At 73.1% G+C, this 11,459-nt stretch carries 15 protein-coding genes; 1 reads left to right on the top strand and 14 read right to left on the bottom strand.

The genetic code is table 11. The features are described 5' to 3' along the window. A partial coding sequence (locus tag C6N75_RS15255; protein WP_258177425.1) for an amidase family protein occupies window positions 1-855 on the top strand: 855 nt, incomplete at its 5' end. Between the two features lie 75 nt (window positions 856-930). Here C6N75_RS15255 and C6N75_RS15250 read toward each other — a convergent pair. From C6N75_RS15250 to C6N75_RS15185, 14 genes are all read right to left on the bottom strand, one after another. Further along, a complete protein-coding gene (locus C6N75_RS15250; RefSeq protein WP_105869450.1) occupies window positions 931-1,617 on the bottom strand; it encodes a hypothetical protein in 687 nt (228 codons plus the stop codon). Between the two features lie 270 nt (window positions 1,618-1,887). After that, window positions 1,888-2,364, bottom strand: coding sequence for a hypothetical protein (locus C6N75_RS15245; protein WP_105869449.1), 477 nt, complete (start codon window positions 2,362-2,364; stop codon window positions 1,888-1,890). 66 nt (window positions 2,365-2,430) lie between these two features. Beyond that, complete coding sequence (locus tag C6N75_RS15240) at window positions 2,431-3,189, bottom strand: 3'-5' exonuclease family protein (RefSeq protein ID WP_107503745.1); 759 nt, start codon at window positions 3,187-3,189, stop codon at window positions 2,431-2,433. Between the two features lie 92 nt (window positions 3,190-3,281). After that, window positions 3,282-4,250: a DUF6884 domain-containing protein gene (locus tag C6N75_RS15235; RefSeq protein ID WP_105869447.1), complete on the bottom strand. Its 969-nt coding sequence runs from the start codon at window positions 4,248-4,250 to the stop codon at window positions 3,282-3,284. After that, complete coding sequence (locus C6N75_RS15230; protein ID WP_146132568.1) at window positions 4,247-4,744, bottom strand: hypothetical protein; 498 nt, start codon at window positions 4,742-4,744, stop codon at window positions 4,247-4,249. The genes C6N75_RS15235 and C6N75_RS15230 overlap by 4 nt, the downstream gene beginning before the upstream one ends. Then, window positions 4,741-5,490 carry a hypothetical protein gene (locus C6N75_RS15225; RefSeq protein WP_105869445.1) on the bottom strand — a complete coding sequence of 250 codons (750 nt, stop codon included), beginning with the start codon at window positions 5,488-5,490 and terminating at the stop codon, window positions 4,741-4,743. The genes C6N75_RS15230 and C6N75_RS15225 overlap by 4 nt, the downstream gene beginning before the upstream one ends. A gap of 92 nt (window positions 5,491-5,582) precedes the next feature. Further along, window positions 5,583-6,572: a hypothetical protein gene (locus tag C6N75_RS15220; protein ID WP_105869444.1), complete on the bottom strand. Its 990-nt coding sequence runs from the start codon at window positions 6,570-6,572 to the stop codon at window positions 5,583-5,585. 130 nt (window positions 6,573-6,702) lie between these two features. Continuing rightward, window positions 6,703-7,515, bottom strand: coding sequence for a hypothetical protein (locus C6N75_RS15215; protein ID WP_146132567.1), 813 nt, complete (start codon window positions 7,513-7,515; stop codon window positions 6,703-6,705). Between the two features lie 150 nt (window positions 7,516-7,665). Next, window positions 7,666-8,736 (bottom strand): hypothetical protein, encoded by a 1,071-nt coding sequence (locus tag C6N75_RS15210; protein ID WP_105869442.1) that lies wholly within the window; start codon window positions 8,734-8,736, stop codon window positions 7,666-7,668. 5 nt (window positions 8,737-8,741) lie between these two features. After that, the gene (locus C6N75_RS15205) at window positions 8,742-9,089 is read right to left on the bottom strand and encodes a hypothetical protein (protein ID WP_105869441.1); all 348 of its coding nucleotides are present in this window, start codon (window positions 9,087-9,089) and stop codon (window positions 8,742-8,744) included. Beyond that, a complete protein-coding gene (locus C6N75_RS15200; RefSeq protein ID WP_105869440.1) occupies window positions 9,082-9,375 on the bottom strand; it encodes a hypothetical protein in 294 nt (97 codons plus the stop codon). The genes C6N75_RS15205 and C6N75_RS15200 overlap by 8 nt, the downstream gene beginning before the upstream one ends. Before the next feature lie 2 nt (window positions 9,376-9,377). Beyond that, window positions 9,378-10,007, bottom strand: a complete 630-nt coding sequence (locus C6N75_RS15195) for a hypothetical protein (protein WP_105869439.1) — start codon at window positions 10,005-10,007, stop codon at window positions 9,378-9,380. A 131-nt stretch (window positions 10,008-10,138) separates the two neighbouring features. After that, a complete protein-coding gene (locus tag C6N75_RS15190; protein WP_105869438.1) occupies window positions 10,139-10,552 on the bottom strand; it encodes a hypothetical protein in 414 nt (137 codons plus the stop codon). Window positions 10,553-10,611: 59 nt separating this feature from the next. Further along, on the bottom strand, window positions 10,612-11,459 hold an 848-nt coding region (locus tag C6N75_RS15185; protein ID WP_219852878.1), incomplete at its 5' end, for a hypothetical protein.

Raw genomic sequence — 11,459 nt, 5'->3', positions numbered from 1 at the left:
ACCCGCGGCCACATCCCCCGCCCGCCCGGCTGGCTCACCAGCTCCGACATGATCACCCTCGGCCCGATCGCACGGAACGCCGCCGACCTCGACCTCCTCCTGGACGTGATCGCCGCACCGTCCCCGGCCGACGACCCGGCATGGAGCATCTGCCTGCCCGCCCCCACCAAGACCCGCCTCGGCCAGTACCGCGTGGGCCTGTGGGCCGATGACGCCTACTGCCGCGTCGACACCGCCACCCGCCAGCTCGTCGCCCAGGTCGCCGCCGCCTTCCGCAAGGCCGGCGCGGCCGTCGATGACTCCGCCCGGCCCGTCGACTTCGCGACCAGCGACAAGCTGTTCACCCGCCTCATGTACGCCACCAGCGCGGCGTCCTCCACCGACGAGGCGTTCGCCGGCGAAGTCACGGCCGCCGAAGCCGTCGCCGACGACGACCCCAGCGCCCTCTACCTGAAGTCCCGCACCATGCGGCACCGGGACTGGTCGCGCGCCGACGAGGACCGGCAGAAGCTCCGGGCGAAGTGGGCCGAGTACTTCACCACCCACGACATCCTGGTCACCCCGGCCGCGCCCACCGCGGCGGTCCTCGACCAGACCTCGGTGCCGACCAACCAGCGGTACATCACCGTGGACGGCGAGAAGCGCTCCTACTACGACCAGACGGCATGGATCAACCTCGCCGTCCCGGCCGGCCTGCCGTCCATCGTCCTGCCCGCGGGCCAGACCGCCGAGGGCCTGCCGCTCTCGGTCCAGATCATCGGCCCGTACCTGTCGGACCGGAAGCTGATCTCCGTGGCGAAGCTCCTCGCGCCCGTCCTGCCCGCCGCGCCGAAGGCACCCGCCCTGACCGCGTGACGCCCCCTGACAGGCTCCGCCTCGCCCCCACGGGGGTGGGGCCGGGCGGAGCCCAACATCCCAGAGCCGGGACGACTACGCCGCAGCGGCTTCGGCGCGCTCCAGTTGCGAGGCAGCCCGCCGCCACTCCCGGCAGCCGGTGCCTCGGCATGCCGGCCGCGGAGACGTCCCGCCCGGCTTCCCGCGGTACCCGCTGGCCGTACTGCACCCAGGGTCTGCCTGGCCCAGCACACACAGGGACCATGCCGCCTCGTCCAGTTCCTCGGCGAAGAGAGCGTCCCAGGTTGCCCGGCCGTAGACCTCCCCCACGGTTACGCCGACCTCGGCCGCCGCCTCGGCGACGGGCGTGGCGTCTTCGACCAGGGCGACGAGCCGCGCCCGCTTCTCCTCCGGGAACGCGTCCTCGGCGAGGGAACGCTTCCGGGCCCGGCTGTCTTCGCTGTGCGCCTGCACGCAGGCCGGACATCGGCAACCGACGCGGTACAGCGTCGTCGGTGCGTACCGCTCGTGGTCGAACTGGACCTTGATCGGGCGCCCGGCCAGGCGCCGCAACTGCTTCCCGGTCCAGGTGTAGGTGCGACCGCCGCGGCGGTGGGGCTTCATACGGCTGCCGGGCAGCCAGCCGTAGCGGGCCATCCCTGACACGCTGGAGGGGGCAAGCTCCAGCAGCTCGGCGAGCTGCCGGAGCGTGTAGACCTTCCCCGGGTCGATCCGGTCTGCGTACTGGGCCAGCGGGTGAGGCTGAACAGGGGTACGGGGCACCTTCCATCCCTTTCGACTTGTCCCCGCATGCGCGGGGAGCACGCCCGAACAGCCCTCGTAGGAGGCGCTGGGGCCATCCCCGCGCTGCGGGGAGCAGGAAGCCGCACCACGGCCGTGACAGGCTCGGGGCGGGCACCCCCGCGTCGGCGGGGACAACTCTCGACTGGGCAGCCGAAGAGGTTCAGCAACTGGGCCACCCCCGCGTTGGCGGGGAGCAATGGCGCCACCTTACCGAACCGGCTACTCGGGCCGCAGCCGGTTCGGCGACTGCTAGTTGGCCGAGTCGCCCAGGTCGGCGCGCGCCGTCTCCTCGCTCAAGTACGGGCCGCGCTCCCGGTCTCGCTCCGGGAACCTGGGGGCCGCCCACCAGTCCCCCACGCCCCGCCGCTCGATGGTGTACCGGCGTGTGGGCTTCCACCGGTTGCGCGGAACGGCCAGCCACGCGGCCCGCTTCTCCGCCCAGTCCTTGATCTCGGTGTACGCGGCGATCTGTGCCAGCAGATCCCGGCGGCGGATGTGGGCGAAGCCGAAGGCGTTGCCGCCCTTCGCCCACTCCAGGTGGGCCCTGCTCTCCAGGTGATCGGTGTATGCCTCGGCGGACCAGTCCGGGAACCCGCGGCTGCGGTAGACGTGCGTCACGACGAGGAGCACACCGTCGACTTCGACGTACTGCCGGCCCGCGTCACGCGGCGCCCTCACCCCGGTGATGGGGTCGGTGTAGCTCAGGCGGATGTCCTCGGCCTTCACCGCGGGTGTCCCTTCGGTCGGTTGTGACCAGCATGCCCGAGCGCCGCATGGCGCCGGACACTGCTCTCAGTGGTCGCCGGGGGCGTCCGGGTGCTCCGGGCACGGCCCGTACACCCCGGGCATGCCGGGGATCTCCGGGTGTACGTGGCGCCGCCCGGACAGGGAGCACGCCGTCTTCGGGTCCTCTGCGCAGTTGATGACGCACGTGCACTCGTCGTCCCACGCCGGGGCCGCCCCGGCGGAGCGCTGAATGTCGGCCGCCTGCCTGGCCAGCGACCGCAGGTAGGCGCGGGCCCGGCGCTGGTGCTCGGCGTCCTCCAGGGCGTGGTGTTGACGGCCGGGGTGCTGCGGCAGCTTCGCGCCGCCGGCCTTCCGGCGCAGGCGGGCCAAGTCGTCCGCCCACTGCGGGACGGTGTCCGGCATCACCGACCAGTCGTTGCCCCAGAGCGTGTGCAGCCGGATCACGTCCTGGGCGCCGCAGTACACCCACAGGGTGACGTCGTCGCCGAGCTCGGCGAAGAACGCTTCGACCCGCTGCCGGATCTCCTCGTAGCTGAGGACGTCGGGGTGGCTGCGGATGAGGAACCCGTCGGGGGTGAGCGGCAGGTGCGGCCACACGTGCTCGCGCAGGAACGGGTGGCGCAGCACCTCGGCGACGTCCATGTCGGCGTTGACCGCGTACAGGCTGCGCCCGGGGCCGGCGGTGAGCCCGATGGACACCAGCCCGGCGGGAGTCAGGTCGCCGGGCAGGAACTCGCAGTCGAGATCCACGTCCGGCCCCGCGGCCGTCGGGGTGGAGTGGGCGAACTCGGGTGTGGTCATCATCGTCTCCACGATGTCGTAGGGGGTGGGGCCGGGAACTGATCGGCTCCCCGCCCCCGCCCGGCCGAGGTGGCGCGGGCGGGGACAGGCAACCGTCACTTCGCGGGTTGCGTCTCGTGCAGCTCGGCGGCCGTCTTCCACCACGCCTCGCGCAGCGCGGAGTCCTCGCGGGCCTGCTTGCACAGGCCGCGGTGCTCCCCCATCCCGCCGGCGAGCGGGGCGTACAGGTGGGGGATGGCCGGGCGCAGCAGCTCGGCGTACTCCCGGCCGCCGAGGAAGATCACGTCAGCGTCGTGGACGCCGAGGCTCACGGCGTGCTCGGCGAGCCGCGCGGGCGTGACGGCCCTCTCGTCGCCGATCGTGACGTCGTACGGGAGCAGCGGGCGCTTGAGGTCCACCAGGCCGTGCCGCGCGGACATGATGCGGGTCAGGGAGGCGTCGGTCAGGGCGTCGGCCGCGAGCCGCAGGGACCGGTGGTACTGGCCGGTGTACAACTCCCCGGCCGGGTAGCCGGCGTTCACGTTGCCGTACTCGTTGAAGCCCGGGTGCGGCTTCTTCTCGTTCCCGCACGCGCAGATGACGAGCCGTCGGCGGCGCACGTCCATGCCGCCGCGCTGCCGGGCGTACGCCCGTCCTTCCGGGGTGAGGTAGAGGGAGCTGTACCGGCCGAACGTGGTGGCGTACCCGGCCGCCTGGACGGCGCGCAGCGTGGGGCCGCGGAACCACGCCTCACCGGCCGCGTAGACGTCGTTGTCGTCGCGGCCCGGCACGCGCTGGTCCGGACGGCCGGCGGCGGTCACGATCGCGTCGTGCTGCTTGCCCGGGAGCTTCGGCGGGATCACCGGCAGGTCCGGCGCCGACGAGCGCTCGGGGTGCGCCTCGCGCCAAGCGTCCAGCGCCGCCCACCCTTCCTCGGTCATCCAGTGGGTGCCGCCTTCGTCGCGCTGCGGGATGACCAGCCCGTCGGCTTCGAGCCTGGCGAGTGCCGCCGCGTGTCCGCCGACCATGCCGTTCTCGTTGGCGTCGAGGATGCGCGCGCCGGTCGGTGAAAGGTCCGTCGTCATGGGTTCGTCTTCCTGTGAGCCCGGCCGGGAACGGCCGGAAGATGGATGGGGGGCCCGTCGCCTCGGGCGTCGGGGTGGCGGTCCTGCCACGTCCACGTGCGATGGACGGTGCCGCGCCCGGTGGAGTACCGGGCGGTCATCGCGGCGTCCGTCTCGCACACGGAGGGCAGGCCGATGAGTTCGCGGGCGATGTGCTCGGCGAAGTCGTGGCGGAGGCCGGCGCGCGGGTCGAGGCCGCGGACGGCCGCCCACGCCTCCCGGTCGACCTCCAGGCGCCAGGCGAGCGCCATGTGCACCCGGCCGTCGAGGACCCGGAGGCGGGTCATCCCGCCGTCGTACGCCCACCCTTCGGCCTCTTCGAGCGCCTTGATGTCGGTGATGGACGCGGTGACGTACCCGATCAGCTCCCGGGGGACCTCGGCGACGTCGTAGCCGTTGTCCCCCGCGAAGCTGTCCACGCCGACGCTCCACCAGGTGGCGAGTCGGGCGATCACGGCCGCCGGTACCGGTTGCACTCACGGTCGTGCCGCCGCCCGTAGCGCTCCTGCGAGTAGCAGTCGCAGTGCCGGGAGATGGGCGCGGTGATGAAGTCCGCGATGACCGCGGCGGCGGCGGCCGAGTCCTGCGCGCAGTCCACGAGTTCGCCGTCACCGGAGAGGTACAGGGGGTCTCCGATGGGCTCGCCGTCGTCGTGGACGAAGACGCTCCATCCGGTGTGTGCGGCGGGGACGTGATTGATGGACGACTCCCGGTCGGCGACCGACAGGTACATTCCGGTCCTGACGTGCTGCCCATAGGTGTTCAGGTCCATCGAGACGGCGTAGCTCGTGCTGTCTCGATCGGCGAACACTCGGATGCCGTACTGGGCGAGCGCGTCCACGAGCGTGCGTCCCGCCCGGGGGCGCGGAGTGGTGAACCACTCGGCGACCGCGCGGGCGCACCGCGCCGCCTCGTCGCTGACCGGACCGGCGGGCGGCGTGGTGTAGACGGTGGCGATGTCGGCGTAGTCCGGGAGGCCGTCCGGCTCCCACGCGGTGGCCCGAAGCGATGCGCAGTCCACCTCCGACCAGTCGACTGTGACGTGTTCGCCGTGAAGCGCTTGGGTCTGGGTGAGTCCGGCGCGGTGGGCGACGAGGAACTGTTCGTCGGTGTCCCAGAACGCGCCAACGCCGGCGTCGGTGAGGGCGGCGATGATGGGCGCGGCCAGGACGGGAACGGCGGGCGCCGTGGTGGTGGGCATGGATGACCTCTCAACGTGGTGTTCGGGGGGAACCGGGGTTCCGCACACCCCCGCCCGTGCCGGGGCGCGGGCGGGCAGTGCGGCGCTCCGGGTCAGAGCTGCGCGGGGACGTACTCGGCGATGGCGCGGGCGATGTACGCGCAGTCCTCGGCGAGGGTGGAGCCGTCGGGCGAGCCGTCGAGCGTCGTGACGTGCTCGCCGAGCGCGTCGTAGAGGGAGGCGCCCCATCGCTCGTCGTTCTGGGACGCGGGGCGGTCGGCGCGCTCCCCGGACGAGATCCGGAAGTGCGGGCCGTCGTGCGTCTCCTCGTGGCAGGCGTGCTGCTCCAGGGGCACGGACAGCCACGAGAAGCCGCCTTCGGTGTCGTCGTACGCCGGGAAGCCGTAGACGACGAGAGCGGCGCGCAGGGCGTCTCCCTCGGTGTGCGGGGGTGCGATGTCGGTGGGGACCAGCTCCAGCCGCTGGGTGGGCGTGGCCACGTAGAACCGGCCGTGTGCGTCCCGGAGGATGTACGCCTGATCCCGCTCGGCCCACTTCTCCAGGATCGAGCGGGCGCGGCTGCGCTTCACCGTGCCGTGGTGCATCTCCCGCCAGAGCTGACGGTCCCGGACGTGGGGGTCGGGGTGGAGCACGGTCACCGTGTAGCCGGGGGCGTTGACGAACCGGCCGACGGGCGGGCAGAGGACGTTGGCGAACAGCCGGCCGTCGGTCTTGCTCGGTTCGGGACGGTTGGCCCACGCCCGTTCGAGCACCGCGGATTCGTGGACGACTTCGGCGGCGGCCCGGAGCGCCGAGGCGTGCCGGTGCTCGCGGATGAGCCGGGCGTACTCCTCGGTGAGCTGGGCGCGCTGGGCGTCGATCTCCTCGGACGGCGGGTACAGCAGGCCGTAGGAGTTCAGCTTGTCCCGCTCGGCCCGGGTGGCGTCGATCTGCTGGTTCAGCCGGTGCACGGCCTTGCGGGCGGCGGTCCGCTCCTGCCCGGTGTACTCGACGGCTTCGGCGAGGCGGGTGCGCTCCAGCATGCGCAGGGCCTGACGACGGGGGGCGGTGGGCAGGTTGGCGAGGAAGTCGGGCGTGGACACGGGGGTCCCCTTCGGTTCGGAGCGTTGCGCGGGTCGGCTCGCTCGTGCCGACCTGCAAGGGAGGGTGTACACCGCGTCCGGCGCGGCGGGAGGCCGGCCGCCGCACCCCGGGGCGCGGCGGCCGGACGGATCAGAGGGCGGTGACCGCGTTGAGCTGGTTGGCCAGCAGCGGGCCGGTGACGACGATGTTCGCCACGTTCGGCCGGGCGCCGTAGTGGAGCTCCACCTTCACCCGGTTGTCCACGCACAGCGACGTGGTGCACCGGCCACCGAGGCGGGGCCAGTTGTAGGTGTCGATGGGGCGCAGTCCGGGCGCGGCGGCCTTCATCTGCTGGGCGAGACCGCCGTGCACGGGCTCGTGCTGCCGGGGGTCGCGGTTGCTCGTGTGGAGGGCGCGCAGCACCGTGGTCGCCTGCTCGGCCGTCAGCCCGGTCAGGCGGACGTAGGAGTCCGAGCCGGGGCCGCCGGGCGTGCCCTCGGCGAAGTCGGCGCGCGGCTCGGCGCAGTGCGCGCCCCGGCCGCCGCCGGGAAGGGCCCACGTCGTCGTGACGGTGCCGTACTCCCAGTGCGTCCGAGCCGGGTGCGGCAGGACGTTGGTCACCGCGCGGTGGGCCCGCAGGGTCGGGCTGACGGCGTCGTGCGCGGGGACGAGCGTGCTCTTGATCAGGTCGCCCAGGGCGCTGCCGTACCCGGCGGCGGTGTGCGCCTGCGGGCGGGTGCTGCTCTCGCGGCGTACGCCGTTGGGCAGGAGGCCCGCGGCGAAGACGTTGCCGCTGGCCAGGCCGCGCAGCACGACCTTGTGGCCCTGGTGGGACCGGATGCTGCCCTCGATGTGGCCGTTGTGGGCGGGGAACGTCATCCAGCCGGCGCCGAGCACGGTGCGCGCGGCCTCCAGGACGGCGGCGGCCGTCAACGGCTGGTGAGTGGTCAGGGATGCGGACACGGTTGTCCCCTTCGGGTTGGTTCGGAGCGTTTGTTGGTGCGGCTCGCTCGTGCCGTCCAACAAGGAAAACTGTACACCAGGTCCGCCCGTGGGGACAGGGGCCCGGACCGGCCGGGCCGAACTGTTCCCACGGGGAACACCCCTGCTGGACTACCCCGCCGGCGGGAACGCCGCCCACGCACCGGTCCAGCTTCGGTCAGCCGTGACCGTCCAGCCGGCCGCGCGCAGCACCTCCGGCACGCGCTCCGTCTGCTCCTCCATCCCCCGCCCGATCGCGTCCACGGACACCCCGGCGGCCCGCTCACCGGTCGGCTCGGCCGCCGTCACCATCACGCCGTTCTGCTCGCACTGCCACGCGCCTTCGCCGATCGGCTCGCCGTAGACCACCATGCGCAGCCCCGCCGCGACCAGCACCGCAATCGCGTCGTCCTGCACCGGGCCCCGCTGGAACCCGGGGAAGTACCCGACGGTCGGGGTACTGCTCTTCGGCACCCAACGCACCTCGTACCGCTCCGGCGCGCGCCACGTCACCATGCGGCCCTGCTGAGCCACCTCACGGCCGGCCCGCAGCGCGTTCGCCGTCTGCACCAGGGCGTCTATCCGCTCGTGCTCCACGAGATCCCCGTACCGGGTCACGTCGTGCACCTCCTGCCGCAGCCACGTCAGGCCGTCGCCGAGCAGCTCGTCCGCGCGCTCCAGGTGCGGCCACAGGTCGGGGTCGGAGACGGTGACGAGCCGGGCGTCCGTCAGCACGTGCCGCCGCTCGCGGTGCGCTGCTTCGTCCTTCGCTTCCTCCTCGGTCGCCGCGGTGGCCGTGTGCACCCGCGTCCACTGGTCCATGACCAACCACTGGTCACCGAACGGCAGGCTGGACGGCACGGCGGCGTACCGGGGCCCGGAGGTGTCGACCGGCCGGTCGTCCACGTAGACGTCCCAGCCGTCCGGAGGCAGCGTCACCGCGTACCCGGCGCGCGTCAGGGCCTCGGCGATCCGCACCCGGTAGGAGATGACCCCCAGCCCTCCGCCGAGCGCCCACGGCCGGGGCGGCTCGGCGCCGTACCAGCGGACGAACATCCGACGGGGCTCCTGCTGGTCGTGCGACATGACGCGGAAGCCCTCGGCCAGGTCCGGCCCGGCCTCCGGGTAGTGGCGGGCGAGCAGCGTCGTCACCCGGGCGGCGAGCCGTACGGACCGGATGGCGTGCGGGGTGGTGCTGGTCATGAGGGTCACTCCTGATCTCTGCGAAGGGGGAAGGGGAAGCGGGGACGGACGGCGGCGAGCAGGGCCCGCCACGGCGTCCGGGAGACGGCGCGGGCGACCGCGACCAGGGCGCGGACGTCGATCCCGTCCACGGGCATCTCGACGGTCACCGGCGGGCGGGCGCGGTCGTGGCGGCGGACGGTCACCCGCACCGCGCCGGCGCGGACAGCGTGGACGGTCACCACGGCCCGGACGTGCCGGGTCTCGACCGCCCCGTCGGCTTCGACGGCGCCGCGCAGCCGCCGGGCGAGTTCGTACCGGAGGGCGTCCGCGCGCAGCAGGAGCTGCGCGCGCGCCCACGAGCGTTCACCCATTGATCAGGCTCGGCGGCCCGTCCGGGTAGAGCGCGAGGTAGGCCAGGCGCTCACGGCCGAACTGGGTGATCTCGTCGTCGGTGAAGCGGTGGTTGGCCGTGCCCGCGCACTCCCGCGCGAGCAGGAACCGGCCGTGCAGCCAGCGCAGTCGGCTGTCCGGCGGCCACGCGGCCGTGGCCCAGACGGCTTCCCAGTCGTGCCCGGCCTCGATGAGCGCCTGGACGTACTCGCCGAACTCCCGCATGAGGATGTCCCCGAGCCGGCCGCGCTCCTTCACGTTCGACACGGCTACGCCTCCGCCGGGGACGCGGTGAGCACGAACACGTGCAGGCACTCGACGCCGTAGTGGTCGGGGAAACCGGCGCCCGTCAGGATGCCGAACTCGCTCGGCCGCCGGTAGCGGATGTAGATGCGGCCCGCGGCTTCGTCCCGGCTCATCCGCACGTCTTCGTGGTCGGCGATCATCTCCGCCACCACCCGCTCCGTCTCCTGCGCGGTGAGGACGGCCGGGATGTCGTACGCGGTGTCCTCGTCGTACGCGGCGACGAGATCCCGCAGGGGAACGAGCCGGTCGGCCTGGTGGTCGAGGACGTACTGAGAGGTGGGCCGGCTGGTGGGCATCACCGGGAACGGGCCGGTCGGCAGATCACCGGGACGGGCGGGCACGAACATCTTCCGCACGTCCCACGCCTCGATGGCGCGGCCCAGGCTCGCGCGCACCTCCGCGTCCGTCCAGTGCCCGGTGCCGTCGTCGCGCGGGTCGCCTGCGGAGGACGGCACCCACCACCCCCGGGTACGGGTCCAGATCTCGCCGGTCGGCCACTCGTAGCGGTCGCCGTCGGTGAAGACCACCGGGACGGACGGCGGGGGGAACACGGCCGGCTGCACGGCCGGGGCGGTCAAGGTCATGGTGGACACGGGGTCTCCAAGCAGTGAGTACGGGTACGGCGGGGGCACGGTGCGCCCTGCTCACGGCCGCACGGGGTACGGCCGAGGGAAGGAAGCGCCGGGCCAGCCCCGGGGAACGAGCGCCCCCGGGGCGGCTGGGCTCAGCGGACGTAGGCAACCCACGGCGGTACGGGCACGCTTACGACGCGCTGCTCATTGCCCGCGCGGCGCAGAACCTCGGCCATGTCGCCGAGCTCGGCGGCCGGAACCTCGTGCACGCGCGTCGTCTCGCGCAGCCTGTGCGCCGGGAGCGCGCCGCCGCCCGTGCTCGCCATGCGGAAGCGGATGGTGCTCGCGGCCCACTCCTTGGGGCGGCGCAACTGGCCGGAGCTGGAGCCGAGGAGCACGGGCTCCAGGACGTCGATGCGCGGCAGCTCCGCAGTACCGTCACGGCCGCGCGGGACGTTCACCAGGGTGGTGCCGTCGAGCTGGTCGGCGTCGATGAGCAGTTGGTGAAGGGCACGGTCCGCGCGCGGCACGAACCAGACGTGAATCTTCTTGGGCAGGTAGAGCACGGGAGTTCCCTCCGGGCAGGGCCGGGGCGTGGGCATGGGACGCCCCGGCCGGCGGGTGGTCAGATGACGTACAGGGCTTCGTTCGCGGCGTGATGCGCCTCGATGGAGCGGAACGGGAAGTACCGGACGGGGCCCGCCGTGCCGTCCTCAGCGGTGCGCCGGACGGCGACCGAGCCGTACGGGTGGCCCTCCACGAGCGGGGGGACGATCTCGAACAGGAAGACGGCGGTCCCGATGCGGCGGGCGTACTCCCACCGGCCGGGCGGCAGCGTCTGCCGCATCCCGATGACGAACAGTCCGTACGAGCGGGCGAACTCCACCAGGGCACGGCGCGTCTCGTACAGGGCCGCGTACGGGATCGCGCGCCGTACGGCGGTCAGGAACTCGGTCACGGCCTTGTCCAGGGCGCGGCCGTCCCGCTCGCCATAGATGGCGCCCGTCACCATGCGCAGGGCCTCCATGCCGGCCATGTAGCCCCGGCTCCACGCCCGCCCCACGGCCATGCCCGCCTCCCTCTCACGGGTGCTGCACCGCATCGCGAGATTGCCCACGGCGAGCACTGCCGGGTGTTCGAGGGTCGCCCCGTCCGGCTCGTGCATCAGGCGGGACACGGCGTGCTCAACGTCAGCCAGAAGCGTCCACTCGTCGGCGTCCTCGGCCCGCGTCACGACCGTCAGAGCGTGGTTCAGGATGCGGTGGGCCTGGTCGTCCATGTCGAGGAGCGGCAGCGCGCACAGCGCCTTGTCCAGCCCGGCGACGGTTTCCGGGGAGCCGCGGTGCTCGGCGGCGCGTACGGCTTCCTGCCCGGCGGTCAGCAGCTCCCGCATGGCGGCGGTGACGGACTCCCGTACGGCGGCGGTGACGTCGGTGTTCATGGTCGAGTCCTCCAAGGGCTCAGGGATGGAAG

Origin of the sequence: Streptomyces solincola, assembly GCF_002982015.1 — a bacterium.
Lineage (GTDB): Bacteria > Actinomycetota > Actinomycetes > Streptomycetales > Streptomycetaceae > Streptomyces > Streptomyces solincola.
This window is presented reverse-complemented; position numbering and strand designations above follow the sequence as displayed.

Bases quoted from the DNA above. Each gene is read 5' to 3' on its own strand.
- C6N75_RS15210 (WP_105869442.1), bottom strand. From the start codon at position 8,736: ATGACCAGCACCACCCCGCACGCCATCCGGTCCGTACGGCTCGCCGCC.
- C6N75_RS15235 (WP_105869447.1), bottom strand. From the start codon at position 4,250: ATGACGACGGACCTTTCACCGACCGGCGCGCGCATCCTCGACGCCAAC.
- C6N75_RS15225 (WP_105869445.1), bottom strand. From the start codon at position 5,490: ATGCCCACCACCACGGCGCCCGCCGTTCCCGTCCTGGCCGCGCCCATC.
- C6N75_RS15205 (WP_105869441.1), bottom strand. From the start codon at position 9,089: ATGGGTGAACGCTCGTGGGCGCGCGCGCAGCTCCTGCTGCGCGCGGAC.
- C6N75_RS15240 (WP_107503745.1), bottom strand. From the start codon at position 3,189: ATGATGACCACACCCGAGTTCGCCCACTCCACCCCGACGGCCGCGGGG.